A 26,523-nucleotide genomic window follows, 5' to 3' on the forward strand; every position below is an offset into this window, starting at 1 on the left:
GTCTCCTGCCTTTACGATGGATTTGTCGTTTCTTCGATAATGGCCAGAACCATTTCAGCTGTCTTGACTAATTCTTCAATCGGCATTTTCTCATTTTTCGTATGAATATCTTCATATCCAACAGCTAGGTTGACGGTCGGGATGCCGTTTCCAGCAATGACGTTTGCATCACTGCCTCCCCCGCTTGTCTGTAGTTCTGAAGGACGGCCAATTTTCGCAGCCGCTTTTTTCGCCACTTCAACGACTTGATCGCCGTGTGAGAATTTAAAGCCTGGATACATGATGTCAATTTGTACATCGGCACTTCCGCCCATTTCTTTAGCGGTTTTTTCAAAGGCTTCTTTCATTTTCGCTACTTGCGCTTCCATTTTTGCCGGTTCTAAAGAACGTGCCTCTGCCAAAATATCCACTTGATCACAGACAATATTCGTTTGTGTTCCGCCTTCAAAGCGGCCGATATTCGCCGTTGTTTCTTCATCAATACGGCCAAGCGGCATGCTCGCGATCGCTTTTGATGCAATCGTAATCGCAGAGACGCCTTTTTCAGGTGCCACACCTGCGTGAGCTGTTTTTCCGTAAATGGTTGCACGTACTTTCGCCTGTGTTGGCGCAGCCACGATGATGGTACCGACCTTGCCATCTGAATCAAGCGCATAACCATATTTTGCTGTCATCAGTTTCGGATCTAACGCTTTTGCTCCTACAAGTCCTGATTCTTCACCAGCTGTAATGACAAATTCAATCTTGCCATGCGGTACATTTTTCTCTTTTAGGACACGGATCGCTTCAAACATTGCAGCAAGCCCTGTTTTATCGTCAGCACCAAGAATGGTTGTGCCATCTGTCTTGACATAACCGTCTTCAATGACTGGCTTGACACCATTACCTGGTACAACTGTATCCATATGAGAAGTAAAATAAATCGTATCTGCCTCTTGATTCCCTTCAAGTGTGCAAATAAGATTGCCTGCTCCATGACCGGTTGTCTCTTTTGAATCATCTTCGACTACATTAAGCCCTAAACCAGTAAATTTCTCTTTTAGGACTTCAACAATTTTTTCTTCATGTTTCGTTTCTGAATCGATTTGAACAAGTTCTAAAAATTCGTCTAATAAGCGTTTCTCATTGATCATGATGATGTTCCTCCTCTTATAGCGGCATGTTTCCATGCTTTTTTAACGGTCTATCTTCTTCCTTACTGCGAAGCAGGTCAAATGAGCGAATGAGCCGCTCTCTCGTTTCATCTGGCATTAAAATATCGTCGATTAATCCTAATTGTGCTGCCTTCATGACACTAGGTTCATTGTCCACCTCACGCAAAGCAGGATGAACAATTTCGTCTGCAAACGATTTTCCCATGACATCAATTTCTGCCTCTGGCCATGCATACACAAAGTCAGCACCTAAGCCCTTACTATTCATCGCAACGTATGCACCGCCAAATGCCTTTCGCAAAATCACAGTGATCTTTGGAACGGTCGCCTCAGCGTACGCATACAGAAGCTTTGCGCCGTGGCGGATAATGCCTGCATGCTCAGCTTTCTCACCTGGCAAAAAACCAGGAACGTCCACAAGGGTTAAAATGGGAATATGAAATGCATCGCAAAATCGAATAAACCGAGCCGCTTTATCAGCAGCATTGAGGTCAAGGCTTCCTGCCAGCACCTTAGGCTGATTGGCTACAAGACCAATGGAAGACCCTTGTAATCTGGCAAAACCTGTGACGATATTTTTGGAGAAACAACGCTGCGTTTCAAAAAATGAGCCGTGGTCGGTGATCGCTGTCACCACTTGTTTGACATCATAAGTACGTGATGGCTCCTTTGGCAAGATGTTCCCAAGATCGCTCGCATCATGCTTTTGCACCTTACGATGAATGACAGGCCGTCGTTTCGTTGGTATGTACGTTAAAAGCGTTCGAACTGCTTTTAACACGTCTTTCTCATCTTTCCCTGTATAGTGCACATTCCCGCTTGTTTGATGCTGAACCGCTGCACCTCCAAGTCGGTCAGGACAGACCGTCTCTCCTGTTGCTTTTTCTATCACTTTCGGACCAGTTAAAAACATATGAGCTGTTTGCTCCGTCATGAATACAAAATCCGTCAATGCAGGTGAATATACTGCACCTCCCGCACAGGAGCCTAAAATAACGGATATTTGCGGAATTTGACCAGAGTACAGCACATTCCGTTTAAAAATCTGACCGTATCCCTCTAATGATACCACACCCTCTTGAATTCTCGCACCACCTGAGTCTTTTAGACCGATAACAGGCATTTGATTTTTAGCAGCCAAATCCATTAAAGCCGCTATTTTTTTCGCATGCATGTCCCCTAGCGAACCCCCGTACACGGTCGCATCTTGTGCATAAACGCCTACTTGTCTCCCATGAATCAGTCCCGTCCCAGTGACAACGCCATCCCCTAAATGTTCTGAGCGGGAGCCTTTAGCAAATGACTGGATTTCCATAAAGCTGCCTTCATCAAGAAGTTCATGAAGCCGCTGACGAACAGTCAGCTTTCCTTTGTTTCGGTGAGCCGCTGCTCGTTTTTCACCGCCTCCCCTTAAAGCTTTCTCGCGCCATTCAGACAAGTCATTGAACGATTCATGCATCTTCCTGTTTCTCTCCTTTCAAAGGCTCACACAATTCAATTAGCACACCTGACGTTTCTTTTGGTGAAATAAACGCAATGCGCTTTCCGTTCGCACCATTTTGTGCGCCTTTTTGAATGAGCTGTACACCGAGCTCGTCAAGTTGACTGAGATCAGCCTGAATGTCACCTGACTTTAATGCAATATGATGAAGCCCCTCTCCTCTTTTTATTAAAAAGGTATGTAATGTGCTGTGATTTGACATCGGTTCAATCAACTCAATGTGCAGATCACCTAGGGAAGCAAAAGATACTTTGACCCCTTGATTCGGAAGTACTTCTATGTCTGAAAATTCCCAGTTAAACAGCCTAGAGAACGTACGTGCTGTTTTTTGAATAGAAAAAACGGCAATGGCTATATGATCGATTTGATTCATCCGTTCACTTCCTTTGTACATCACTTGTCGCCTGCGTAAAAACGAGCTAGAATAAAGAAAGGTGCGCTCGTCGCAAAAACATTTGATTATAGGGGTGCGATATGTCTCAGAAATTCATGAAATTTATGGTATTGCTCATGATTAGCTTACTGTTAATTTCTTCACTTTTAGCAGGAGCGGCAGCCTTTTTATAAAGTGTTGATAAAAAAGCAGACAAGCAGGTGATTCGTTTTTTAACGAATGGCCTGTTTGTCTTTGGCCAGCTTTTCAAATGCATCGCTTGATGTCGTGATCCATACCTTTGTACCAACTGGAAGCTGATCAAATAGCCGTTCTACATCTTGATTATGAAGACGTACACAGCCTGCCGTAATAAATTTCCCTATCGATGTCTCATCACTTGTTCCATGAATGCCATAGGTTCTCCCGTCGGTTCCTCGCGCATCAAATCCAATCCACCTTCGGCCGAGTGGGTTATTCTTTGCGCCGCCTTCAATATTTTTTCTTCTGTAATAAGGATCTTTCGCTTTGATCATAATCGTAAATTCCCCTTCTGGCGTTAAATCAGCTGTTTTGCCAGTAGAAGCCGGGTAGACTTTTTGAATTTTCCCATGATCAATATACGCAAGCTCGTTCGTTTGTTTATTAATAATGACATACGGATCTCCTGGAAGCGGGTTTTGCCCGAGCGGCCAGATGGGTGAAAGGGACATGGTCAGCACAGTATAAAATAAAAGACGCATAGGCTCCTCCTTTTTCATTAGATTGACCAATGAAGGAGGAACTCATGCGTCTTTATTCTTTCATCCCTTTAAAATAGCTTTTCAGTACCAAATATTGTTCCATTTCCCCGAGAAAATGAAAGAGTGCGGCTCTAGCTTCAAATTCTTCACGTGTTTGTGGAAGCGGCAGTGCATCAAACTCTTCTTTCATATCAATCAGGCGTCTTAAGAACTTATGCGCCGTGTTCCCTGGGTGAATATGTTCTCGTAAATCTCTAATATATTCTGCAATGATTTGCCCATGCTCCGTTGTAACAGATATGGACGTAATTTTCGGAAGCACCCGCTCAATGATTTCAAATTGCTTTTGTCTCATGTTGAAATAATGATAATACAGATTTTCATGTCTTAAGACATGATTTTCAACATCACGGTATGCAAGAGCTTTCGCTTCTTTAATCAATTGATGCGTCTCTGGAATTTCTTTTCCTGTCCAGTCTTGTTTTCCGGTCATTAAATATTGCTCGATTTCTTCAAAGATTTTCGCAAAATTCGCTTCAATTTGTTCACTGTATTGTTTCAGCTTTTTATCAACGCTAGGCATATACAGGTTCATAATGAGTGCGACCCCTACACCGATGGTGATGAGTAAAAGCTCATTCCAGATGAGATGAAGCGTAATGCCTCCAGACATATACAAATGAAGGATGATCACTGAACTTGTGACAATCCCTTCTTTAATCCGAAGCAAGACCGTTGTTGGAATAAAGACGAGCAGCATCAGTCCAATGACGAAAGGATGATACCCAATCAGATCAAAAAACAAATAAGAAAATAAGATGGCAAGACTGCATGCAGCAAAGCGGGCCCCCGATGCGAGGAGTGACCTTTTTTTCGTCACCTGAATACAAAGGATCGTAATAATGCCGGCAGCTGAATAGTTTTGCAGACCGAGCATTTGTGCAATATAAATGGCTAGAGCTGTTCCTAATGCTGTTTTCAGCGTTCGGTAGCCGATTTTAAACATGATGTGATTCACTCTTTTCTGTCTACTTTTGTGAAATGATGAACTTTTTTTACTTTCCCCATTATAATCAAAAAAAGAAGGAGATGTTAAGTCTCCCCCTCGTTTTTTTCATTATAATATTTTTTGCAAGAAATCTTGAGCACGCTGTGAAGACGGAGATTCAAAGAATTCTACAGGATTTGCATCCTCTACAATTTTCCCATCATCCATAAAGATCACACGGTCTGCCACTTCTTTTGCAAAGCCCATTTCATGTGTGACGATCATCAGCGTCATCCCAGATTGAGCGAGCTCTTTCATGACCTCTAATACTTCCTTTACCATTTCTGGATCAAGAGCAGACGTCGGCTCGTCAAAAAGCATGATGTCTGGTGTCATCGCAAGGGCACGTGCAATGGCGACACGCTGCTTTTGACCACCTGACAGCCGGTTCGGATAATCATCTTTTTTCTCTAAAAGTCCGACCTTTTTTAAAAGATCCTCTGCCTGCTTGATGCTGTCTTCCTTCGATTGGTTCTTTACATTCATCGGCGCATACGTAATATTTTCTAGCACTGTTTTGTGCGGGAATAAGTGAAAATGTTGAAACACCATACCAATATTCTCGCGCACTTTTAGTGCATTTGTTTTTGGATTGGTAATTTCCGTCCCCTGAATCGTAATCACTCCAGAAGTCGGCTTTTCAAGTAAGTTAATACAGCGAAGAAATGTTGATTTTCCTGAACCAGACGGCCCGATGACAGCTACCACTTCGCCTTCTTTAATCGTGGTATCAATCCCTTTCAACACTTCATTTTTACCGAAAGATTTTGTGAGTTTCTCTATTTTAATCATTTGATTTTAACTTCCTTTCCACCGATTTGCCGACGAAGGTAAGAATAAGCACGATGACATAATAGATGAGACCCGCAAAAATAAGCGGTTCAAGATAGTTATAGGTGACGGCACCTGCTTGATAGGCTCGTCTCATGACATCGCCCAGTCCAATGACTGTGACAATCGCTGATTCTTTTGTCAGTGTAATCGTTTCGTTCACTAGTGCTGGGGAAATATTTTTGAATGCTTGCGGAAGCAATAAGTCCTTCATCATTTTAGCATACGGGATACCTAAAGCAACGGCTGCTTCTTTTTGCCCTTTATCAATGGCATTGATTCCCGCACGAATGATCTCAGAAACGTACGCCGCCGAGTTTAGTGAAAAGGCGGCTACAGCTGCCCAGTATTGATCAATTTGAAAGCCGAGCAGCTGCGGAAGACCGAAATAGATGATCAAAAGCTGAAGCACAAGCGGTGTGCCTCGGAAGATTGACGTATAAAAATCGGCTAGCCAGATAAGCGGCTTAAACACACTAATTTTACAGAGCGTTAATAAGATTCCTAAAATAAAACCAAGGAACAGTGATACCACAACAATAGAAAGCGTTACTTTAAGACCTTCTAAAATAAAGGGCATCTGAGGTATTACATCTTTAAAATCCATCATGATATTCTCCTTTTTTTCCTTCAGATAAAATCAAAGAATAAACAGGAAAAAAGTTCAACACATGTTGAACTTTTCAGCGCTTTCTACTTGATTTTCATGAATGACGCTGATCCTTTTCCTGACTTACTTTTCATCAGCAAACCATTTTTTAATGAGTTTATCAAGTTCGCCATTATCCTTCATTTCTTTTAATGATTTATTGAATTTCGCTGTTAAGTCGCTATTTTTTTTGAATGCAATGGCTGAACCTTCGTTTGAGCTATTCAATCCAAATGCTTGGAAATCTTTTTCCTTTTTCAAGTAGCCAGCCGCTACTTTATCTTCAATAATGGCTGCATCAAAACGGCCTGCTTTAATTTCTTGAATGATATCAGAGATTTTATTACGATCTTCAACCGTTAAGTTATATTTCTTTTGCAATCCGTTTGCTTCATCTTGCTGGATAGAACCTAATTGAACGCCAACCGTTTTGTCTTTTAAATCTTTCTCTGTTTTTATACCGCTAGATTTTTTTGATACAACCAAGTTTTCAGCATTGTAGTAAACATCTGAGAAATCAACTTGTTTTTTACGCTTTTCAGTAGGTGTCATGCCTGCAAGCACAATATCAGCTTTATTTGTTTTAAGAGCTGACACGAGGCTTGCAAAGTCCATATCTTGAATTTCTAGCTTATAGCCGTTCTTTTTCGCTAGAGCTGTAGCAAGGTCGACATCAAAACCGATAATTTTATCACCGTCTTTTGATTCAAATGGCGGATAATCTGCTGAAGTCGCCATAATGAGTGTTTTGTCGTCTCCTGATGCGTTTGAATTATTAGAAGAAGTTCCGCATGCTGCTAGTGCAGCTGCAAGACCAGCTGTCATAAGTAATAATAACCACTTTTTCATATGATAATGCCTCCTAGTATTTAAAATCATGAGTAGATTTGAATATTTATTCACTATAATGTATTTTAAACACTTTCTTTTTGATATGCAATAGTATTTTGCTAAAATTATTTTGATTCGTATGTCATATAAAACAAAAAAAACAGACCGATCAAAAGACCGGACTGCCTCTAAATGATTCATTCAAAAGTAACATGTTACACTTCTTCGCAATACTCATCGAAAGCGGCTTGAAGTTTTGACACCACTTCCATCGGTTCATGTCCTTCGATTTCGTGACGTTCGACCATTTTAATGATTTTCCCGTCTTTTAATAGAGCAAATGATGGTGAAGATGGCGGGAAGCCTTCAAAGTATTCACGTGCTCTTGCGGTTGCTTCTTTGTCCTGTCCAGCAAACACTGTGAGCAATTGATCTGGACGCTTATCGTAATGAACAGAATAACCAGCCGCTGGTCTAGCAATACCGCCTGCACAGCCGCACACTGAATTCACCATGACAAGTGTCGTTCCTTTTTTCGTCAGTGCTTCATCGACTTCTTCAGCTGTAGTCAGTTCCGTATAACCTGCCTGTTTAATCTCTTCTCGTGCTTGTTTCACAATATCATTCATAAATAAATTAAAATCAATATTCATAACCGTCCACTCCTTCTACGTACCAAACCATTTTAACTACATCATATCAAGGAAAACGCCGGCGGGCAAATGTCTTGTTTCGCCCCCTTCACTTTTTTCAAACGTCGTTTATGACCTGTGGAATTGGGGAAAAGTGATAGTAAAGTGATGAAAGGGAGAACTGCGTGATGGCACAATTCAAAAAAGCGATACTCATTTATAACGGAAATGCTGGACAAAAAAACATGGAAAAAACACTAGGTCAAACAGTGCCTCTTCTTTCTTTACATATTGATGAACTCATCCTTAAGCCTACAAAACAGCCGAATGATGCCTATCATTTCTGCCGTGAAATGGATGAGTCGGTTGAATTGCTGATTATACTAGGCGGAGACGGAACCGTCCATGAATGTATGAATGGAATTGGCGGTTTAGAAAAAAGGCCGACTGTAGCGATCTTACCTGGCGGGACGTGCAATGACTTTTCTAGAACGCTGGGCATCCCTCAGCAGATGCCAAAGGCCGCTCAAATGGTGATAGATGGCACTGAAAAAAAAGTCGATTTAATCAAAGCAGAGGATCGATACCTTTTAAATTTTTGGGGGATTGGTCTCATCGCAGATACCTCAAACAATATTAATGATAAAGAAAAAGCTGTCCTCGGAAAAATCAGCTACTTCACGAGCGCTCTTCGAACCCTTCAGCAGACAGAACGTTTCTACGTACGCATTGAAACCGAAGAGGAAAACTGGGAAGAAGAAGCTGTGATTGTCCTTGTCATGAATGGGCACTTTATCGGTACAAATAAAATAGATCTGCCAAATGCTTCAATTGATGATGGAAAAGCCGAAATTTTAATTTGCAGAAATACGAGCTTCTCTGCTTTAAAAGAGATTTTTTCAATGAACCGTGAAGAGCTAGAGGATTTTAAAGGTGACCTGTCTCTTATTCAAGCATCCCGCATTCATATCCATACAAAAGAGGAAATGGATGCAGATACAGATGGTGAAGTATACATGACCGCTCCTTCTTCCCTTGAAGTATTAAAACAGCATTTGACCTTTATTGTTCCACCAGAATAAAAAAGCGCCTGCATCATTTCGATGCGGGCGTTTTTTTGATATAGCGTCTGTATAAATATTCAAGTGCATACCCTAGCAGTGTACCTATCAGAAGGGAAATGCCTAATAAACTATTGGCGACTCCTTTAAATCCTCCTATCATCAACAAGCAATAGGCGATTTGAATGATTGAAACGATCGATATGATGAGCAGTAAGCGTTCAGGATGATTGCGTGATTTGGAAATATACCGAAGAAAAGCGAACGCAATGGCTGTGATAAACATCAGACCGATCGTAAGAAAAGCAAAAAAATCTAGTCCAGACATCTCATCGCTCCTTTCTGATTGATATGGAAATCCCCCTCTCATTGTGAGAAGGGGACATATAAATGAGCTTAATAGACGGACGTCTCTTCGTCAATGCCTTCTAGAATTTGTTTGATTCTTTGCAGGAATCTACCGCATACAAGACCATCGAGTACTCTATGATCTAATGAAAGACAAAGATTCACCATATCTCTTGCGGCAATCATTCCATTTACAATCATCGGGCGCTTTACAATAGATTCTACTTGTAAAATGGCTGCTTGCGGATAGTTAATAATCCCCATTGATTGAACCGAACCAAATGAGCCTGTGTTGTTCACAGTGAAAGTGCCTCCTTCCATGTCACTTTGCTTCAGTTTGCCTTGTCTGACCTTGAAAGCAAGTTCATGAATTTCTTTGGCGATTCCCTTAATCGTTTTCTCATCCGCATCTTTAATCACTGGGACAAAAAGAGCGTCATCTGTCGCAACAGCTATGGAGACATTGATCGCTTTCTTTTGAACAATTTTATCACCAGCCCACATGCTGTTCATTTCAGGGAATTCTTTTAAGGCCTGAGCCACTGCTTTGACAAAGAATGCAAAGAACGTCAAATTAAAGCCTTCTTTTGCTTTGAATTGATCTTTTAGCTGATTTCTTCTTGTCACAAGGTTTGTCACATCCACTTCCATCATCGTCCAGGCATGTGGAATTTCATGCTTGCTTCTTAGCATGTTTGCGGCAATCGCCTGTCTAATCGGAGTGACCGGCAGTTCAACATCTCCAGGCATTGAAGAGATGGAAGGAGCCGCTTTTGCTTGTGACGGTTGCGAAGGTTCTGTTTGACCCGCACCTTCACTCACAGGTGCTGCCGTTTCTTTTACGCCTCCACTTTCGATAAGCTTCAGCAAATCTTTTCTTGTGATTCTGCCGCCAGCTCCCGTTCCTTGAACAGCCGTTAAATCAATTCCGTGTTCATCTGCTAAACGCAGGACTGCCGGAGAGTATCGTTTCTTTTGACTCTGATCCACATTTGTTTGGTCAGGTTCTGGTGCTTCATCTTGCGCAGGCGCCTCTTCTGCTTTCGCACTCTGCTGCGCACTGCCTTCTACTTCAATTTCACAAAACACTTCTCCTACTTGAAGTGTATCACCCTCTGCAGCCGCTAGTTTAGTGATTGTTCCTGTAAAGGATGACGGAACCTCTGCATTTACTTTATCTGTCATGACTTCCGCAATCGGATCGTATTTATTCACATGATCGCCAGGTGAAACGAGCCATTTGCTAATGGTTCCTTCTGTTACACTTTCACCAAGCTGAGGCATTTTCATTTGTTCAGTTGCCACTTTGAAACCCTCCTCTTTCTTAAAACGCCGCTAGTTCTCTCATTTCAGCTTCTACCTTATCCGGATTAACCATGAAGAATTTCTCCATTGTCGGTGCATAAGGCATTGCAGGGATATCAGGTCCTGCTAGACGTTTAATAGGCGCATCTAAATCAAACAAGCAGTGCTCTGAAATGATGGCAGCTACTTCACTCATGATGCTTCCTTCTTTTGTATCTTCTGTTAACAAGAGTACTTTCCCTGTTTTTGATGCCGCTTCAATAATCGCTTCTTGATCAAGCGGGTACACTGTACGTAAATCAAGAATATGAGCAGAAATTCCGTCCTTCGCAAGGCGCTCTGCTGCTTGGAGGGCAAAATGAACACAAAGGCCATATGTAATGACCGTAATGTCATCGCCTTCTCGTTTCACATCCGCTTTTCCAATAGGGAGCGTATAATCCTCTTCAGGCACTTCTCCTTTAATGAGACGGTATGCACGTTTGTGTTCAAAGAACAATACAGGATCTGGATCACGCACTGCGGCTTTTAACAACCCTTTGACATCATAAGGTGTAGAAGGCATCACAATCTTTAAGCCTGGCTGATTGGCAAAAATGGCTTCGACCGATTGTGAATGATAAAGCGCCCCGTGTACGCCGCCCCCGTAAGGAGCACGAATGACCATTGGGCAGCTCCAATCATTATTGGAACGATATCTAATTTTTGCAGCCTCTGAAATGATTTGGTTGATGGCTGGCATAATAAAATCCGCAAATTGCATCTCCGCGATCGGACGCATTCCATACATAGCAGCCCCAATACCTACACCTGCAATCGCTGATTCGGCAAGAGGTGTATCCATGACGCGCGCTTCTCCAAATTGCTCGTAAAGACCCGCTGTCGCTTTAAATACGCCGCCTTTTTTCCCGACATCCTCTCCGAGCACAAACACTTTCGGATCTCGCTCCATTTCTTCTTTCATCGCTAGTGTAATAGCGTCTATATATGACATTACAGGCATTTTTCTTCCCCCTTACTCCGCATACACGTAACGAAGTGCGCTTTCTGCATCGGCATAAGCTGCGTTTTCCGCTTCATCAGTGGCTTCGTTTACGATTTGCATGATTTCTTTTGTCATCTCTTCTTTCATTTCAGAAGTCATGACATTTCCTTCGATTAAGTACGTTTCATATTGAATGAGCGGATCTTTCTTTCTTGCTTCGAGCACTTCTTCTTTTTCTCGATAGCTAGAATCATCGTCATCACTTGAATGCGCAGTTAACCGGTAAGAAATGGTTTCGATCAATGTTGGGCCTTCGCCTCTTGCCGCACGGTCTCTCGCTTCTTTGACCGCTGCATACACTTCAAGCGGATCATTTCCATCAACCGTCACACCAGGCATTCCGTACCCTATTGCACGATCTGAAATACGCTCACATGCCACTTGTTTGTCATACGGGACAGAAATCGCATACTTATTGTTTTCACACATGAAAATAACAGGCAGCTTATGCACCGCAGCAAAGTTGGCGCCTTCGTGGAAGTCTCCTTGGTTTGAAGAGCCTTCACCGAACGTGACAAAGCTAACAAAATTCTTTTGCTCTAGACGCCCGGCAAGTGCGATGCCAACCGCATGAGGAACCTGTGTTGTCACAGGTGATGATCCAGTCACAATTCGGTTTGATCTTTGCCCAAAATGACCTGGCATCTGTCTCCCGCCTGAGCTTGGATCGTCTTTTTTCGCAAAACCAGACATCATTAAATCTTTCGCCGTCATCCCGAATGCAAGGACAACCCCCATATCACGGTAATAAGGTAAAACGTAATCCTCTTCCCTATTGAGGGCAAAAGCGGCACCGACTTGCTGCGCTTCCTGTCCTTGACAAGAGATGACGAATGGAATTTTTCCAGAACGGTTTAAAAGCCACATCCGTTCATCAATTTTTCTTGCTAAAAGCATGGTTCTATATATGTCAATCGCTTGTTCATCTGATAATCCTAATTCCTGATGACGCATGTTACTCATCATGTTTCCCTCCTTGATTAAAAATGGATCGCCTTTCCGTCAACAGCCAGTGCTGCCTCGCCAATTGCTTCTGACAAGGTTGGGTGCGGGTGGATCGTCTGTCCCACTTCCCACGGAGTTGCATCTAGTACTTTGGCTAATCCAGCTTCAGATATCATATCTGTTACATGAGGACCAATCATATGAATCCCTAAGATATCATCTGTCTTTTGGTCAGCAATGATTTTGACAAATCCATCAGACTCTCCAAATACAAGCGCTTTTCCGATGGCCATGAAGGGAAACTTCCCAATCTTGACTTCGTAGCCTTGCTCTTTTGCCGCCTGTTCAGTCAGTCCAACACTAGCGGTTTCTGGGTGAGAGTAAACACATTTAGACACGAGCGTTTCATCAAGTGGCTTTGGATCTTGACCAGCCATATGTTCCACTGCAATCATGCCTTCATGTGATGCGACATGTGCCAGCTGAAGACCGCCAATGACATCACCTATTGCGTAAATATGCGACTCTTTCGTTTGATAATGCTCATTCACGACAATGCCTTGCTTTTCTGTCTGGATGTCTGTGTTTTCAAGTCCTATGCCTTCCACGTTTGGCACTCGGCCAACTGAAAGAAGCAGTTTCTCTGCTTCAAACGACTGAGTGTCTCCACCTTGTTCGACTTGGATCTTGACGAGATTCTCATGCTTTTCGGCAGTATCTGGCAGAACCTTCGCATTTGTCACTAAGGTGATGCCCTTTTTCGTTAAAAGCTTTTCCATTTCTTTAGAAATATCTTGATCCTCTGTTGGCAAAATGCGATCTGCAAATTCGATCACTGTGACTTTTACGCCAAAATCGTTAAGCATGGAAGCCCATTCGATCCCAATCACGCCTCCGCCGACAATCAGCATGGACTGAGGAAGTTCTTGCAGTTCAAGTGCTTCGTCTGATGTAAGGATGTGTGTTCCATCCGCTTCAAGCCCAGGCAGGACGCGCGGTCTTGACCCAGTCGCAATGATGACCTGCTTTGGAATCAGCATTTCATTTTCATCGCCATTCGCCATTTCTACCGAGATGGTGCCTGGCATTGGCGAAAAGATCGAAGGGCCTAGGATACGGCCTATTCCTTCGTATACATCAATTTTCCCTTGTTTCATTAAGTGTTTGACGCCGCCTGCTAATTTGTCGACAATCTCTGTTTTTCTTTTTTGTACGTTGGCAAATTGTAAGGCAATTCCGCTTGCTTCAACGCCAAAATCAGCGGCACGTTTGACCGTTTGATAGACTTCTGCACTTCTAAGAAGCGCTTTAGATGGGATACAGCCTTTATGAAGACATGTTCCACCGAGCTTTGATTTTTCTACGACTGCTGTTTTCAATCCAAGTTGAGAGGCACGAATGGCCGCTACATAGCCGCCTGTGCCTCCACCAAGAATGACGAGGTCATATTCAGTTGCCATGACTTGTCACTCCTTTCTCCGCCTTTTGATCATTTGGGTATTCTTTTGGTGATTCTTCTTCTTTTAAAATGCGAAGCGCCCCTTCTGCTAAGGATTGCAATTCATTTTCACCTGGGTACACAACAACATCTGAAATCCAGTCAATGTATCCTCTAATGCTTGACGTAATTTGTTTGCTGTACGCAAGGCCACCTGTTAACACAATGACGTCAACAGCTCCTTTTAAAACCGCACTAGCCGCACCGATTTCTTTGGCAATTTGATAGCACATCGCTTCATAAATAAGCGCCGCACGCTCATCGCCTGCTTCAATCATGCGCTCTACTTTTACTGCATCTGTCGTACCAAGATAGCCCGCAAGACCGCCTTCGCCAATAATACGTTTGAGCATTTCCTCTTGCGAATATTCACCAGAAAAGCATAAATTAACAAGGTCACCTGTTGGAAGAGTACCTGCCCGCTCTGGGCTGAAAGGACCCTCGCCATGAAGACCGTTATTCACATCAATGACTTTTCCTTTTTGATGTACACCAATCGTAATTCCACCGCCCATATGGGTAATGATCATGTTTAAATCTTCGTAACGCTTTCCAAACGAAGCAGCCGTTTTTCTTGCGACTGCTTTTTGATTTAACGCATGAAAAATGCTTTTCCGCTCAATTGTTGGCAGTCCTGAAATACGAGCAATCGGCTGCAGTTCATCTACGACTACGGGATCAACAATAAAAGCTGGGATGTTAAGGCCAAGTGCAATTTCTCGGGCAATAATTCCGCCTAGATTAGAGGCGTGCTGGCCAGCATACCCTTCTTTTAGATCTTCAACCATTTGCTCATTTACTTCATATGTGCCACCTTCAATCGGACGAAGAAGACCACCGCGTGCGCAAACTGCATCAAACTTTGAGATGTTCATCCCCTGTTCATGCAGTGTTTTCAAAATGGTTTCTTTGCGGAATGAAAATTGATCAATGATATGAGGAAACTGCTTGATTTCCTCATCTGTATGTCTTAATGTCGTTTCAAAAATAGATCGTTCATTATGAAACACACCGATTTTTGTTGAAGTAGAGCCAGGATTAATAGTGAGAATACGCCATTCTTTTGTCAGCAAAAACAAAACCTCCGTTTCAACTCATTCATCCATTTAGCGACGACTTAAAATATGTTGACCATTTTGCAGGAATTGGCTTCTTGATTTGCGCATTCTTTCAATTCGCTCTTCAGCCAATCGGTCTGCCGCTTTATAAGTTGGAATGGCATCACGGTTAGAGATTTCAATCACTCGCTCAATGTTTTGGTAAATGCCTTCTACTTTTTTCATTGCACGATCTGCATTATAGCCATAAAGCTCATCTGCAACGTTAATCACACCGCCTGCATTGATCACATAATCCGGTGCATACACAATGCCCATTTCATGAATAAGATCTCCATGATGTGTTTCTCTCAGCTGGTTATTCGCTGCACCTGCGATGACTTTTGCCTTTAATTTAGGAATTGTCACATCGTTAATGGTTGCACCGAGTGCACATGGTGCGTAAATATCACATTCTTGATCATAAATATCATCAGGGTCTACCGCTTTTGCACCGAAGTCTTCTACAGCTCGCTGAACTGAGTCTTTGTTGATATCAGTGACGATGAGCTGTGCGCCTTCTTCATGCAGGTGTTTACATAGGTTGTAAGCCACGTTTCCAACACCTTGAACGGCAATTGTTTTTCCTTCTAATGAATCTGTACCGAATGCTGCTTTTGCAGCTGCTTTCATCCCTTTATATACACCGTAAGCAGTCACTGGAGATGGATTTCCTGAAGAACCAAATGCAGGAGAGATGCCTGTGACAAAGTCTGTTTCTTCATGGATAAGATCCATATCTTCTACCGTTGTACCGACATCTTCAGCGGTGATATAACGGCCATTTAATCCTTGAATGTAACGGCCAAAAGCACGGAACATTTCTTCATTTTTTTCTTTTCTCGGATCACCAATGATGACCGTTTTACCGCCGCCAAGGTTAAGCCCTGCCGCCGCATTTTTATAAGTCATACCTCTTGCAAGACGCAAGGCATCTTCGATAGCTGCTTCTTCATTTTCATATGTCCACATTCTTGTTCCGCCGAGTGCTGGCCCAAGTGTTGTATCATGAATAGCAATGATGGCTTTTAAACCAGACTGTTCATCCTGACAAAATACAAGCTGTTCATAATCGTACCGTTCCATATATTTAAAAAGTTCCATTTTCTATTCCTCCTAATACTTTCACTTAATTTGATGTACAGATGGCAAGTGCAATTGAATAGAGCTTGCTTTCAGCTGAATCAGACCGACTTGTTAAAGCAATCGGTGCTTTCGCTCCTGCCACCACAGCTCCCACTTTTGCATGAGCAAAGTAGATGAGAGATTTATAAAGAATGTTGCCTGCTTCAATGGTTGGCACAAGCAAAATATCTGCATGACCAGCCACATCACTCGTAATATTTTTATGAGAAGCTGCCGTTTGAGAAATGGCATTATCTAAAGCAAGCGGCCCATCAATCAGACAGCCAGAAATTTGACCTCTTCGATTCATTTGCGCAAGGCTTGCAGCTGTGAGCGTCGAATCCATCGCTGGGTTTACGACTTCTACCGCTGATAATACCGCCACTTTGGGCATATCATTTCCGACAGCTTGTGCGACTTGAACGGAATTCACCGTAATTTCTTTCAGCATATTTAAATCAGGCGCAATGTTCATCGCAGAGTCCGTCACATAGATAAAACGGTCAAAGCCAGGTACTTCGAAGGCTGCAACATGTGAAAGGACACTCGCTGTCCGAAGCCCATATTCTTTATTTAGTACAGCTTTTAACAGTACGGCTGTCGGGACATGACCCTTCATGAGAATATCTGCATGATTTTCACTTACTGCCTGAACGGCAATTTTGGCAGATTCTTCGGGTGAATCTGAATGAATAATATCTATCCAGTCTTCATTAATCTCATGCTGTTTGACTAGCTCCTTTAGGTTGCGTTTGTTTCCAACCAGCAGGAAGCGAGCGACTTTTCGTTCGATTGCCATTTTGATGGCATGAAGCACTTCTTCGTCTTCTGCATGAGCCACAGCCGCTGTTTTATTCTGCAGCTGCGAGGCTTTGATAATCAGATCGTCAAGCTTCATACTTGCCCACCTTTCCTTGTGCTCGGTTCCTCTTTTTATATGCAAGTTCCGTGCCAGCTTGAAATGTGTGAAAAATAAGCCTTTTTGCAAAGAAATTATGCAATTTCTTGCAGGTTACGTGCATGTTACTGCATGCTATCTTTTGCAAGCTGATACTTATCCATTTTATAGTAAAGATTTCGAATGCTGATCCCTAACGTTTTCGCTGTTTTTGTGCGATTGAATTGATGTTTTTCAAGGGTTTGTTTGATCAACTGAGCTTCAAATGCTTCTACAGCATCCGAGAGCGTCTCCCCCTCAAATTGACTAACAGCCAGTTCCTGCTGCTCTTTTTCCTCATGCTCGTCTGACTCCATGAAGGCGATATGCGCTTCATCGATCCATTCTTCTTGCGGATTCAAAAAGATCATCGCTCGTCCAAGCACATTTTCAAGCTCTCTCACGTTGCCTGGCCAGCTATATGATCGAAGTCTATTAAGTGCACGATCTGTTAAGCCGCTGACGTTTCGCCCATAGTCTAAATTGATCTTCTGGATGAGGCGTTTACTTAATGATTCAATATCTTCGAGACGCTGTCTGAGCGGTGGGATCGATATCGGGTATCTGTTCATTCGATAATATAAATCCTCTCTGAACTTCCCTTCTGCCATCGCCTTTTCAATATTGACATTTGTCGCTGTGATCACACGCACATCGACCGGTATCGCTTTCGTTCCGCCTACCCGAACAATTTCTTTTTCCTGCATGACACGCAGCAATTTCACTTGTGTACTTGGCGTCATTTCACCAATTTCATCTAAAAAGATGCTGCCGTGATTGGCTTCTTCAAACAGCCCTTTTCTCCCTCCGCGCCTCGCACCAGAAAACGCTCCTTCCTCGTAGCCAAACAGTTCTGACTCTAAAAGAGTTTCTGATAAGGCAGCACAGTTGACACGGACAAAGCGGTTGTACTTGCGATCACTTTCATTGTGAATGGCATGCGCAAACAGCTCTTTCCCAGTACCTGATTCTCCGCGGAGTAAAATGGTTGCCGGCGTTTTTGCACCCAGCTTTGCCTGCTCAAGTGCGACAAGCATTTGTTCACTTTCTCCAATAATGTCTTCAAATGTGTACTTTGCTTCAAGTGTTCGAATGAGCTGTCTTGCTTTATTTAATTCATTCGTCAATGATTGAATTTCGGATACATCGTGAATGACCCCGACACTGCCTTTTAGAATGCCGTCAACAATAACAGGTGCTACATTGACGATGACATCTTTTTTATTTGGACCAACCTTCATTCTGACGCCTCGAACAGGTCTTCTTGTTTCAAGCACCTTTAAGTGCATGCTTTCCCCTTCGGAAATATCAGCTCCTGCTGGTTTACCCACGACCTCTTTATCCGTTAAACCGGTCATTTTCGTATAAGCACGGTTGATCAAAATACCTTTCCCCTGCTCATCGACAACCGATATGGCTTCATCTGATGATTGAATAATAGCCTCAAGCATCGTTCTTACTTCTTTGAGGTTCGTTACTTCCTCCGCAAGCTCCACCGCATCTGTAATGTCTTTAAAGATGGATAAAGCACCTAACATTCTCCCCGCGTCATCAATAATCGGCAGACGGGTGGTCACAATTTGAATTTGCTGATTCAAAAATTGCTTTTGGTTAAATTCTGGCTCCCTTGACCTTAATATATCGGGAAGTTTCGTGTTCGGAATCACTTCTCGAATGTGACGGCCAATCGCATCCTTTTGCGAACACCCCACCATTTTGGCAGCCGATCGATTAAATAGGACCACTTCTTCATCCATATTAATAAAAATCATGCCATCATTCGTTGCATTAAAAATGCGGTCATGTTTATAGGTTTGTTCCTTCAATATTTGAATAAGCTGTTGTTTCTCTGCCATTAATTCTGAAATGACGTATGCCATCGAGCTTGGCACAATCACAGCATGCTCTGGTTTTTGTTCAATTAATTCTTTCAGTACAGCAGAACTGCCTGTGGTTTCAATGATGATATCAATGTCATCTTTTATGTATTCTTTCCAATCCGTCGTCGTCTCAATTCCATTCTTTTTCGCTTCATCCATCCCCGGTGCCTCGAGATCAAGGTCGGCGATCGCAATGATTTGAACCGTATTTGTTTTCAGCAATGTTTCAAGCAGTGCTGATCCACCTTGTCCTGCACCGACAATCAAGACTCTCTGCATCCCGTTACCCCTTTATATGAAAAATTTTGCACACCATATTTTTCCGTTGCAAAAAATTGCACAACACCTATATTACCACGTTTTCCTTTCTTGACAAAATATTTTTTGAATTAGACAATGGAAGTAAATGACGTTTAAGGGGACATTTGATGGGGAGAATACTGGCATTAGTGATTATTTTAATACCTGGAGCCTTTGCAGCACTTGGCATTAAGCTGCTGCGTGACACTGTTTTCGGCATCATCATTGCACCATTTCCATATTTATGGCTGCAAGGAATTGCAGGGTTGTTATTTTTTGGGGGAGGTCTTTATGTTGTTGCAGGATTTATTTTATATAGGGACCGTAAACGAAATAAAGTAACAACTCGTTTTAAGCAAAGGTAATCATGAAAAAGACCCGCTGTTGATAGCGGGTCTTTATTTCATTTCTTCTCTTATTTTGACGGCTCGATCAGGAAAATCAGTAAAGATTCCATCAACACCCAATGTCAACATATTTTTTATTTGCTTCTCACTGTTTACAGTAAACGGTCTAATCACATGTTGGTCCGCATGGAGAGCGGCTACTACTTCTTTTGTCACCCCAGCGCCCTTTATATTCGGATGGTAGCCCTTAGCCGGGATTGTTTTTAAATACATGTCCGGCTGATGAATCACATCCATCGTGAGGACCGCCAGTTCAATGTGCGGCATCAGCTTGTGAAAAAGAGCTAAACTGCCGTGATGAAATGATGAGACAAGTACTCGATCCTCTATTTGAAAGTGCTCAATTTGCTCTTTTACTTTTTCTTCAATCCCTGGATATCGATAAATAGAGTTTTTTAATTCAATGTTGATCATAAAGGATGATCTCTGCGTCACTAGCTCTAATACTTCTTCTAAAAGAGGAATGGAGACCGCACCCGTTTCTTCATAGAAAGAATGACTGGCATCTCCTCTTTTTAACTCTTCATATGTATAGTCTTTCACTAACCCTTTCATATTGGTCGTTCGGTTCAGCTTTTCATCGTGAATGACAGCTAGTCTGCCGTCTTTGGTGAGCTGAACATCAAGCTCAATCCCATCCGCTCCAGAATGGAGTGCGTGCTCAAAGGCAATCATGGTGTTCTCTGGATAGTTTCCTTTAAAGCCTCTATGTGCAAAAATTTTCGTCATATGCCACCTCTAAATATGATGATTACCTATATTATGACGTGTCTTTTTTCGTTTTGCCAGTTTGAGCACATAAAAAAACCTCTTCTAATAAGAGAGAAGAGGTTGACAGGTAAATTCGATCACGTAATCGCTCTGATGGCTTGCTCTGTCGTCTCTGCGTCAAGAGCAAAAAGGGAAGAAACAACTGCGACTGCTGTAACGATTGTTACACCTAACAACAACTTTTTCATAAGATAACCTCCACTTTCTTTTGAAGTATTTGTGCATCGAATTTCTTTTCAAGAAAACGAATGGCATTTTGATAATCATTTCGTTCCTTGAAGTATTTCGATATTTGTTCAGACAAATCCTCAAGCTCCACATATAATCTATTTTTTTCTATGTAGTCTAATTTTTCAGAGAATACGTCTGCTGCTCCACTATTTTCGCACATCAAATCCAAAATTTCAAATTTTACTATATATTCATTATTTTGGATATCACAGCTATATTGAATCCCCTCTTTAATATATTCTTTCGCCTCATGATCTCCTAAATGAACTAAGGCATTTGCGAGAACATATAAAGATTGGATGAAATAATGGCTATTGTCGCGATGAATTTGAATGCCCATCCCTTTTTTGGCGTATTGCGCGCTTTTTTCATAATCAGGTTTTGCGTAATAAAGAACCGCTAAATTGTGATAGCACTTCCCAATCAGCACTTCATTGTTAATGCGCTTACTTTTCTCAAGTGCCTCTTGGTACTTTTCCTCAGCTTCATCAAATTGTAGTAAATCTATACAGTTGCTCGCATGCAAAATCAAGCTGTCAATCGCCTGTGCGGTATATTCCTCATGCGCTTTAAACGTATCAATGGCTTTTTTAATATGATTAATGGAAATGAAATTTTGCTTCAGTTCGTAATAAATGGAAGCGACTTTATGATGAAAAGTTCCTACTTCAAGATCTTCATTCACACGTTTTAGCCGCTGCTCAGCAATCTTATAAAAACTAATCGCCTCATCATATTTTTTGACATAGGCAGCATATTGACCTTTATAAAAGTAAAAATAAAAATTAATAATGTCATCTGCTTTTTCATCCAGCGTTCCGACACTTTTCATAATCTGATTGGCTTTTTCAATATTTCCAAGTAACATTTCATGTCTGCCGTCGACTAGCTGATAATAAAGAAGAACTTCTCGATCCTCATCTGTATTTTTTAGCAAATTCTGAATTTTCTCTTTATAGACAGCAGATTTTTCTAGGTCATTCTGAGAAATGACCCTAGTCCACTTGCTAATTTCGTTCGCAACCTCAGCAGAGTGGATTTTCAGCTTTCCCATAACCTCACCCTCTTCTTTTCATTATTATAGCATAGTAAAAGAATGTGAAAATTATTAAATTCGACAATGGGAATATTCAGTTCAAATGGCACAATCTCTAAGAAGCCAGTGACTTTAAAACGCCAACCAATCAGGTCAATAGAAATAGAACTTTCGATCTCATTTACTTTATTTACTAATTACATAAGACCTTTTCCTCTCATCCTTTTTCTTACGAATGAGCGTTTTCTTCTTCTATAAGCCAATTGATTAGCGTAGCTGATTACCACTATTTTATGTCCTATTCATTTCTTTCATGCTTTATTTTTCATTTTATTCTGAAAATAAAGCGACCCGTTTGTCCAATTTAAACATTAAAGATGATTTTATCAACATAACCATTTTTTAGCAATATTTTACAAAAATAAAAAAACGCCTCATTGAAGAAACGTTTTTTTATGGAAGGTGACTTAGCTTGCTCTATGCTCTAAACGCAGACGATCAGCCACCATGGCAATAAATTCGGAATTGGTCGGTTTGGCTTTTGACATGCTGACTGTGTAACCAAAGAGTGACGAAATGGAGTCAATATTCCCTCTGCTCCAAGCCACTTCAATGGCATGACGAATCGCTCGTTCTACCCTGCTGGCTGTCGTGTTAAATTTCTTTGCAATGTCTGGGTACAACACTTTTGTAATACTGCCGAGTAGTTCAATATCATTGTACACCATTGAAATGGCTTCTCTTAAGTATAAATAGCCTTTAATATGAGCTGGCACGCCAATCTCATGAATAATCGTCGTAATGCTCGCATCTAAGTTCTTACGTTTCGGTTCAGGTTTGCTGCGAAGGACACTGTTTTGGATAGATGAAGATCGATGGCTGACTTGTGTGCCGTTTCCACTGACTTGACGAATATGACCTACGAGGTTTTCCATATCGAATGGTTTCAAAATGAAATAGGATGCGCCCAAATCGACTGCTTTTTTCGTTACGTCTTCTTGTCCGAAAGCCGTCAGCATAATGACACTTGGCTGTTTGGTCATTTCATTGTTTTCACGGAGGCGTTCCAGTACAGCAAGACCGTCTAAATGAGGCATGATAATATCTAAGAGGAGAACGTCGGGCTCTTTATCTTTAAATAATGTCAGACATTCCTGACCATTATACGCCACGCCAAGTACTTCCATATCTTCCTGTCCCTCAATATACTCTGTCAAAAGGCCAACAAGTTCTCGATTGTCATCAGCTACACACACTTTAATTTTCTCCACGTTCTTTCCTCCCCAATGTCGATTCCTTAGTCTTTTGCATTTCTCTTCTGAGTGTTCAATTCGACAAAACCATGCTATCCCCTTTAAAAAAGTTTAATTTTCCGAATAATAGAGCATTATCTAGCTTTTTCTACGTTTTTCTTAATGAATCGACGATTATTGCAATTTGACAACACACTGTTTTCCATTTTGTCGAAAAATCTCTTTTTCCTTATTTTATAACATGATGGAAGAGAAAGAAAGGGTAGAAAAAAACTGCCGGAAGATTCGCGGCAGTTTTTCATCAGCTTGCTTTTTTGTTTTTTTGATAAAGATCAATTCCTGCTTCTGACAGCATCCATTCAATGTGTACGCCGTATCCGCTTGTCGGGTCATTGACGAACACGTGAGTGACCGCTCCAATGACTTTGCCATTTTGGATGATCGGACTTCCGCTCATTCCTTGAACGATCCCGCCCGTTTTGCTTAATAAGCGTTCATCTGTTACTTTAAGCACCATTCCTTTTGTTGCCGGGAATTTTTGCGGTGTTGTGCTGACGATTTTAATATCAAATTTCTCTACTTTATCATGGTCCACAACCGTTAATATTTCGGCTGGACCTTCTTTTACTTCACTTGATAATGCGACTGGAAGTGGTTTGTCTGCTACATGATTTTCAAGTTTTTCGGTTAACGTACCAAATATACCGAATGGACTGTTACGTGAAATATCACCTATCGTTTTTCTTTCGGAAGAAAACCTGGCCAATTTTTCTCCAGGGTTGCCTCCTGTCCCTTTTTCAATGGATGTGACAGTTGATCTGACAATTTCACCATTGTCGACCACGATTGGTTTTTTTGTATCCATGTCAGAAATCACATGCCCAAGGGCGCCATATTTTTTAGAAGATGGTTCAAAGAAGGTCATCGTCCCGATTCCTGCTGCGGAATCACGAATATAAAGACCGATTCGATAAGTACCTTCACTTGCATCTTTAGCGGGTGTTAATGTCGTTTGAAAGGTTTTATGGTCTCTTTTTATGAGTAAATGAAGGGTTTCCCCCGTTTTTCCTGCTTTCTGAATAAATGGGGTGAGGTCGTTCATCTTCTCCATTTTCTGACCATTGATCTCAATGATCATATCCCCTGATTGAATGCCTGCAGCTTCACCTGGTGATTTTTTGCCGTCTGCTGTTGTGATTTGATGAAAACCGACAACGAGAACTCCGACAGAATGGAGTTTGACGCCAATGGATTGTCCTCCAGGAATGACTTTTAATTCGGGAAGAACATCGACTTTTGTTTTCTTAATAGGAAATCCTTTAAAATCATAAACAATTTCGGCTTTTCCCGCCTTTTGTCCCGTTACTTCAAGTTGATTCTTTTTCTCTGAAAGACTAAAGGCTGGTGAAGAAGCATTGGCTGACGCTTCAATGGATGTATCAATCGAATGCTTCTCGTGTTCAAATACTGCGACAGTTGTTGGAATGCTGATATATTCCTTCACTATGCTCATAAACCCTGTACTTATTAAAGAAACAAGGAGAATCACACCAATGGCTTTTCTCATCTTTTCGGGCATTCATTTTTCACTCTCCTCGCTCCTTACCCACACCAGAACATTAATGTTTTGGCTACATCTTTACTTTTGCCTTCTTAGCGAGGATTTATAACCGACACCTTTAGAAAATGATTGGATAAATTGATAAAAGAAAAAGACGATTTCATGCGTATATACGGCGAATATGAGACAATATAAAAAAGGCAGCTGTTGTTTCAGCTACCCTGTCGTTTTGACATCATTTGCTTGGTGCAGTAATTCTTTTGCATGCTGTTTTGTGAGCTCAGTGACTTCTACACCAGCAATCATTCGGCCAATTTCACTCACTTTTTCATCATCACTGAGTGGTTTGACGTTCGTCATTGTTCTACCAGCTTTAGCGCGTTTTGAAATAAAAAGATGTGTATCAGCCATTGCTGCAACTTGCGGCAGATGGGTAATACAGAGTACTTGTGAGCCTGCTGCTACTTTATAAATTTTTTCAGCAATGGCTTGTGCGACTCTGCCGCTAACACCCGTATCCACTTCATCAAATATAATGGACGTCACTTCTTGTTTCGCTGAGAAAATACTTTTCACTGCCAGCATGACACGTGAAATTTCTCCTCCAGATGCTACTTTTGACAAAGATTTCATCGGTTCACCCGGATTTGTAGAAATGACAAATTGAGCTTGATCTATGCCATTTTTCCCGAGCTGTACGGGTTTTCCATCTAAAAGCGGGCAGTCCGTACTGCCAAAAGGTGCATATCGAATCGTAAAAGCGGTATCAAAAGAAGACTTCTCCATATATAAATCCTTCAATTCAGCTTGAATGTGCTTCGCCAGTTTTTTCGCCCATTTTTTACGGAGCTCTGACACGTTAAGCGCTTCAAGCAATGCATCCCGGCTTATCGCATCAAGTTTGTTTTTAAGTGTCTGCAAATGGCTGTCTCGATTTTGGATTTGGTCTATCTCCTCTTCAATCTTAGCCCCATATTCTAAAATTTCCTCAACGGTTGTGCCGTACTTTCGCTTCAGCTGCTTCATTTCATTTAGCCTAGACTCAATAAAATCAAGACGGGCTGGGTCAAATTCTAATTGATCAAGCATGCTGCGCATTTGAAAAGTAGAATCTTCTAATAAATAATAGGAGTTTGACACTTGCTCAGAGAGCTTTTTCAGATCGTCATTGATCTCAGAAACTTGCTCAAGCTCGCTTGAAGCCATCCCAACCCAATCAAGTCCTCCCTGCTCATTACGCAGAGCATTATACGCGTTTTGAAGCGAGGAAAAGATTTTTTCAAAATTGCTGATTTGATGACGTTCCTCTTGAAGCTTCTCATCTTCCCCAGGCTCTAATTGTGCCGCTTCAATCTCTTCTAGCTGAAATTGCAATAAGTCTAACCGGTGAACCATTTCTTGTTCATTTTCAGACAGCTGTTTGAGTTTTTGCGCCGTCTTCATATATTGATCATACGCTTCTTGATACTGCGAGAGAGCAGGTGCAATTTCTTCTGCTCCAAATTGATCAAGCAAATGCAAATGATTTTCATCCTCCATTAACAGCTGATTATCGTGCTGTCCATGTATATCAAGCAAAAGCCGGCCAACTTCTCTTAAAAGCGAGATGGTGACAAGCTTACCATTAATGCGGCAAATGCTTTTCCCGCTTTGATTGATATCACGGCGAAGAATCATCATTTCATCAGATGCATCAATGCCTTGCTCCTCACAAAGGGCAAATACAGGATGATCTGCTGGTACAAGAAAAAGACCTTCCAGCTCTGCTTTTTTTTCGCCATAACGGACAAATTCGGATGATCCTCTTCCCCCTACGAGAAGTGAGACAGCGTCAATCATGATTGATTTTCCGGCACCTGTTTCCCCTGTTAGAACTGTGAGTCCTTTTTCAAACGAAACCGTTAACTCCTCAATGATTGCAAAGTTTTTAATGGTTAGTTCTGCTAACACTCATTTGACAC

The 26,523-nt window shown here is 41.8% G+C and carries 26 protein-coding genes; 3 read left to right on the plus strand and 23 right to left on the minus strand.

Annotation, left to right across the window (positions count from 1 at the left end; translation table 11 throughout):
- Positions 1 to 11: 11 nt before the first annotated feature.
- From NST24_RS11265 to mce, 3 genes are read right to left on the minus strand one after another with little or no spacing between them, the layout of a single operon-like run.
- The gene (locus NST24_RS11265; protein WP_035390776.1) at positions 12 to 1,133 is read right to left on the minus strand and encodes a tripeptidase T; all 1,122 of its coding nucleotides are present in this window, start codon (positions 1,131 to 1,133) and stop codon (positions 12 to 14) included.
- Positions 1,134 to 1,149: 16 nt separating this feature from the next.
- On the minus strand, positions 1,150 to 2,613 hold the full coding sequence (locus NST24_RS11270; protein ID WP_342461785.1) for an acyl-CoA carboxylase subunit beta: 1,464 nt from the start codon (positions 2,611 to 2,613) through the stop codon (positions 1,150 to 1,152).
- A complete protein-coding gene (mce, locus tag NST24_RS11275; RefSeq protein ID WP_217967007.1) occupies positions 2,606 to 3,028 on the minus strand; it encodes a methylmalonyl-CoA epimerase in 423 nt (140 codons plus the stop codon). The genes NST24_RS11270 and mce overlap by 8 nt, the downstream gene beginning before the upstream one ends.
- A gap of 101 nt (positions 3,029 to 3,129) precedes the next feature.
- Here mce and prli42 point away from each other — a divergent pair, with 101 nt between their 5' ends.
- On the plus strand, positions 3,130 to 3,222 hold the full coding sequence (gene prli42 / locus NST24_RS11280; protein WP_017357951.1) for a stressosome-associated protein Prli42: 93 nt from the start codon (positions 3,130 to 3,132) through the stop codon (positions 3,220 to 3,222).
- 39 nt (positions 3,223 to 3,261) lie between these two features.
- Here prli42 and NST24_RS11285 read toward each other — a convergent pair whose 3' ends face one another.
- The 6 genes from NST24_RS11285 to NST24_RS11310 form a co-directional block, all read right to left on the minus strand.
- The gene (locus NST24_RS11285) at positions 3,262 to 3,771 is read right to left on the minus strand and encodes a L,D-transpeptidase (RefSeq protein ID WP_008342241.1); all 510 of its coding nucleotides are present in this window, start codon (positions 3,769 to 3,771) and stop codon (positions 3,262 to 3,264) included.
- 52 nt (positions 3,772 to 3,823) lie between these two features.
- Positions 3,824 to 4,777: an aromatic acid exporter family protein gene (locus NST24_RS11290; RefSeq protein ID WP_007501130.1), complete on the minus strand. Its 954-nt coding sequence runs from the start codon at positions 4,775 to 4,777 to the stop codon at positions 3,824 to 3,826.
- 111 nt (positions 4,778 to 4,888) lie between these two features.
- A complete protein-coding gene (locus NST24_RS11295) occupies positions 4,889 to 5,611 on the minus strand; it encodes an amino acid ABC transporter ATP-binding protein (protein ID WP_008342240.1) in 723 nt (240 codons plus the stop codon).
- A complete protein-coding gene (locus NST24_RS11300; protein WP_024718895.1) occupies positions 5,604 to 6,263 on the minus strand; it encodes an amino acid ABC transporter permease in 660 nt (219 codons plus the stop codon). The genes NST24_RS11295 and NST24_RS11300 overlap by 8 nt, the downstream gene beginning before the upstream one ends.
- A 120-nt stretch (positions 6,264 to 6,383) precedes the next feature.
- A complete protein-coding gene (locus tag NST24_RS11305; protein WP_008342238.1) occupies positions 6,384 to 7,148 on the minus strand; it encodes a transporter substrate-binding domain-containing protein in 765 nt (254 codons plus the stop codon).
- Between the two features lie 197 nt (positions 7,149 to 7,345).
- The gene (locus tag NST24_RS11310) at positions 7,346 to 7,783 is read right to left on the minus strand and encodes a BrxA/BrxB family bacilliredoxin (RefSeq protein WP_007501138.1); all 438 of its coding nucleotides are present in this window, start codon (positions 7,781 to 7,783) and stop codon (positions 7,346 to 7,348) included.
- Positions 7,784 to 7,950: 167 nt separating this feature from the next.
- Between NST24_RS11310 and NST24_RS11315 the strand changes: the two genes are divergently transcribed.
- Positions 7,951 to 8,844 carry a YegS/Rv2252/BmrU family lipid kinase gene (locus tag NST24_RS11315; protein ID WP_342461786.1) on the plus strand — a complete coding sequence of 298 codons (894 nt, stop codon included), beginning with the start codon at positions 7,951 to 7,953 and terminating at the stop codon, positions 8,842 to 8,844.
- Between the two features lie 13 nt (positions 8,845 to 8,857).
- On the opposite strand, the gene NST24_RS11320 is transcribed toward NST24_RS11315, so the two are convergent.
- The 9 genes from NST24_RS11320 to NST24_RS11360 form a co-directional block, all read right to left on the minus strand.
- Positions 8,858 to 9,151, minus strand: coding sequence for a YesK-like family protein (locus NST24_RS11320; protein WP_008342236.1), 294 nt, complete (start codon positions 9,149 to 9,151; stop codon positions 8,858 to 8,860).
- A gap of 68 nt (positions 9,152 to 9,219) precedes the next feature.
- Positions 9,220 to 10,476: a dihydrolipoamide acetyltransferase family protein gene (locus tag NST24_RS11325; RefSeq protein ID WP_217967005.1), complete on the minus strand. Its 1,257-nt coding sequence runs from the start codon at positions 10,474 to 10,476 to the stop codon at positions 9,220 to 9,222.
- 19 nt (positions 10,477 to 10,495) lie between these two features.
- Complete coding sequence (locus tag NST24_RS11330) at positions 10,496 to 11,479, minus strand: alpha-ketoacid dehydrogenase subunit beta (protein ID WP_007501148.1); 984 nt, start codon at positions 11,477 to 11,479, stop codon at positions 10,496 to 10,498.
- Between the two features lie 12 nt (positions 11,480 to 11,491).
- A complete protein-coding gene (locus tag NST24_RS11335) occupies positions 11,492 to 12,484 on the minus strand; it encodes a thiamine pyrophosphate-dependent dehydrogenase E1 component subunit alpha (protein ID WP_039165916.1) in 993 nt (330 codons plus the stop codon).
- Between the two features lie 17 nt (positions 12,485 to 12,501).
- On the minus strand, positions 12,502 to 13,926 hold the full coding sequence (lpdA, locus tag NST24_RS11340) for a dihydrolipoyl dehydrogenase (RefSeq protein WP_113767104.1): 1,425 nt from the start codon (positions 13,924 to 13,926) through the stop codon (positions 12,502 to 12,504).
- The gene (gene buk / locus NST24_RS11345; RefSeq protein ID WP_026050108.1) at positions 13,916 to 15,043 is read right to left on the minus strand and encodes a butyrate kinase; all 1,128 of its coding nucleotides are present in this window, start codon (positions 15,041 to 15,043) and stop codon (positions 13,916 to 13,918) included. Before buk ends, lpdA begins: the two co-directional genes overlap by 11 nt.
- A 27-nt stretch (positions 15,044 to 15,070) precedes the next feature.
- Positions 15,071 to 16,165 (minus strand): branched-chain amino acid dehydrogenase, encoded by a 1,095-nt coding sequence (bcd, locus tag NST24_RS11350; protein ID WP_024718888.1) that lies wholly within the window; start codon positions 16,163 to 16,165, stop codon positions 15,071 to 15,073.
- Between the two features lie 25 nt (positions 16,166 to 16,190).
- On the minus strand, positions 16,191 to 17,084 hold the full coding sequence (gene yqiS / locus NST24_RS11355; protein ID WP_008342231.1) for a phosphate butyryltransferase: 894 nt from the start codon (positions 17,082 to 17,084) through the stop codon (positions 16,191 to 16,193).
- Positions 17,085 to 17,209: 125 nt separating this feature from the next.
- On the minus strand, positions 17,210 to 19,282 hold the full coding sequence (locus NST24_RS11360; RefSeq protein WP_342461787.1) for a sigma-54-dependent Fis family transcriptional regulator: 2,073 nt from the start codon (positions 19,280 to 19,282) through the stop codon (positions 17,210 to 17,212).
- A gap of 149 nt (positions 19,283 to 19,431) precedes the next feature.
- On the opposite strand from NST24_RS11360, the gene NST24_RS11365 reads away from it, so the two are divergent.
- A complete protein-coding gene (locus NST24_RS11365; protein WP_100325324.1) occupies positions 19,432 to 19,668 on the plus strand; it encodes a DUF2627 domain-containing protein in 237 nt (78 codons plus the stop codon).
- A 33-nt stretch (positions 19,669 to 19,701) separates the two neighbouring features.
- Here the strand turns inward: NST24_RS11365 and NST24_RS11370 are convergent, their stop codons facing one another.
- The 5 genes from NST24_RS11370 to recN form a co-directional block, all read right to left on the minus strand.
- Positions 19,702 to 20,439, minus strand: a complete 738-nt coding sequence (locus NST24_RS11370; RefSeq protein WP_342461788.1) for a glycerophosphodiester phosphodiesterase — start codon at positions 20,437 to 20,439, stop codon at positions 19,702 to 19,704.
- Positions 20,440 to 20,665: 226 nt separating this feature from the next.
- Positions 20,666 to 21,766, minus strand: coding sequence for a Rap family tetratricopeptide repeat protein (locus NST24_RS11375; protein WP_024718885.1), 1,101 nt, complete (start codon positions 21,764 to 21,766; stop codon positions 20,666 to 20,668).
- Between the two features lie 449 nt (positions 21,767 to 22,215).
- Positions 22,216 to 23,019: a sporulation transcription factor Spo0A gene (spo0A, locus tag NST24_RS11380; RefSeq protein WP_008342226.1), complete on the minus strand. Its 804-nt coding sequence runs from the start codon at positions 23,017 to 23,019 to the stop codon at positions 22,216 to 22,218.
- A gap of 283 nt (positions 23,020 to 23,302) precedes the next feature.
- Positions 23,303 to 24,580, minus strand: a complete 1,278-nt coding sequence (gene spoIVB, locus NST24_RS11385) for a SpoIVB peptidase (protein WP_008342225.1) — start codon at positions 24,578 to 24,580, stop codon at positions 23,303 to 23,305.
- A 198-nt stretch (positions 24,581 to 24,778) separates the two neighbouring features.
- Positions 24,779 to 26,512, minus strand: coding sequence for a DNA repair protein RecN (recN, locus tag NST24_RS11390; protein WP_342461789.1), 1,734 nt, complete (start codon positions 26,510 to 26,512; stop codon positions 24,779 to 24,781).
- Positions 26,513 to 26,523: the final 11 nt, after the last annotated feature.

The organism is Bacillus sp. FSL R5-0286, from assembly GCF_038593245.1.
Taxonomy (GTDB): domain Bacteria; phylum Bacillota; class Bacilli; order Bacillales; family Bacillaceae; genus Bacillus; species Bacillus altitudinis.

Bases quoted from the DNA above. Each gene is read 5' to 3' on its own strand.
- lpdA (WP_113767104.1), bottom strand. From the start codon at position 13,926: ATGGCAACTGAATATGACCTCGTCATTCTTGGTGGAGGCACAGGCGGC.
- NST24_RS11365 (WP_100325324.1), top strand. From the start codon at position 19,432: ATGGGGAGAATACTGGCATTAGTGATTATTTTAATACCTGGAGCCTTT.
- NST24_RS11320 (WP_008342236.1), bottom strand. From the start codon at position 9,151: ATGTCTGGACTAGATTTTTTTGCTTTTCTTACGATCGGTCTGATGTTT.
- NST24_RS11335 (WP_039165916.1), bottom strand. From the start codon at position 12,484: ATGAGTAACATGCGTCATCAGGAATTAGGATTATCAGATGAACAAGCG.
- NST24_RS11370 (WP_342461788.1), bottom strand. From the start codon at position 20,439: ATGACGAAAATTTTTGCACATAGAGGCTTTAAAGGAAACTATCCAGAG.
- NST24_RS11310 (WP_007501138.1), bottom strand. From the start codon at position 7,783: ATGAATATTGATTTTAATTTATTTATGAATGATATTGTGAAACAAGCA.
- NST24_RS11295 (WP_008342240.1), bottom strand. From the start codon at position 5,611: ATGATTAAAATAGAGAAACTCACAAAATCTTTCGGTAAAAATGAAGTG.
- spoIVB (WP_008342225.1), bottom strand. From the start codon at position 24,580: ATGCCCGAAAAGATGAGAAAAGCCATTGGTGTGATTCTCCTTGTTTCT.
- NST24_RS11315 (WP_342461786.1), top strand. From the start codon at position 7,951: ATGGCACAATTCAAAAAAGCGATACTCATTTATAACGGAAATGCTGGA.
- NST24_RS11285 (WP_008342241.1), bottom strand. From the start codon at position 3,771: ATGCGTCTTTTATTTTATACTGTGCTGACCATGTCCCTTTCACCCATC.
- NST24_RS11360 (WP_342461787.1), bottom strand. From the start codon at position 19,282: ATGCAGAGAGTCTTGATTGTCGGTGCAGGACAAGGTGGATCAGCACTG.
- yqiS (WP_008342231.1), bottom strand. From the start codon at position 17,084: ATGAAGCTTGACGATCTGATTATCAAAGCCTCGCAGCTGCAGAATAAA.
- mce (WP_217967007.1), bottom strand. From the start codon at position 3,028: ATGAATCAAATCGATCATATAGCCATTGCCGTTTTTTCTATTCAAAAA.
- prli42 (WP_017357951.1), top strand. From the start codon at position 3,130: ATGTCTCAGAAATTCATGAAATTTATGGTATTGCTCATGATTAGCTTA.
- NST24_RS11265 (WP_035390776.1), bottom strand. From the start codon at position 1,133: ATGATCAATGAGAAACGCTTATTAGACGAATTTTTAGAACTTGTTCAA.
- NST24_RS11305 (WP_008342238.1), bottom strand. From the start codon at position 7,148: ATGAAAAAGTGGTTATTATTACTTATGACAGCTGGTCTTGCAGCTGCA.
- bcd (WP_024718888.1), bottom strand. From the start codon at position 16,165: ATGGAACTTTTTAAATATATGGAACGGTACGATTATGAACAGCTTGTA.
- NST24_RS11330 (WP_007501148.1), bottom strand. From the start codon at position 11,479: ATGCCTGTAATGTCATATATAGACGCTATTACACTAGCGATGAAAGAA.
- NST24_RS11375 (WP_024718885.1), bottom strand. From the start codon at position 21,766: ATGGGAAAGCTGAAAATCCACTCTGCTGAGGTTGCGAACGAAATTAGC.
- NST24_RS11290 (WP_007501130.1), bottom strand. From the start codon at position 4,777: ATGTTTAAAATCGGCTACCGAACGCTGAAAACAGCATTAGGAACAGCT.
- NST24_RS11270 (WP_342461785.1), bottom strand. From the start codon at position 2,613: ATGCATGAATCGTTCAATGACTTGTCTGAATGGCGCGAGAAAGCTTTA.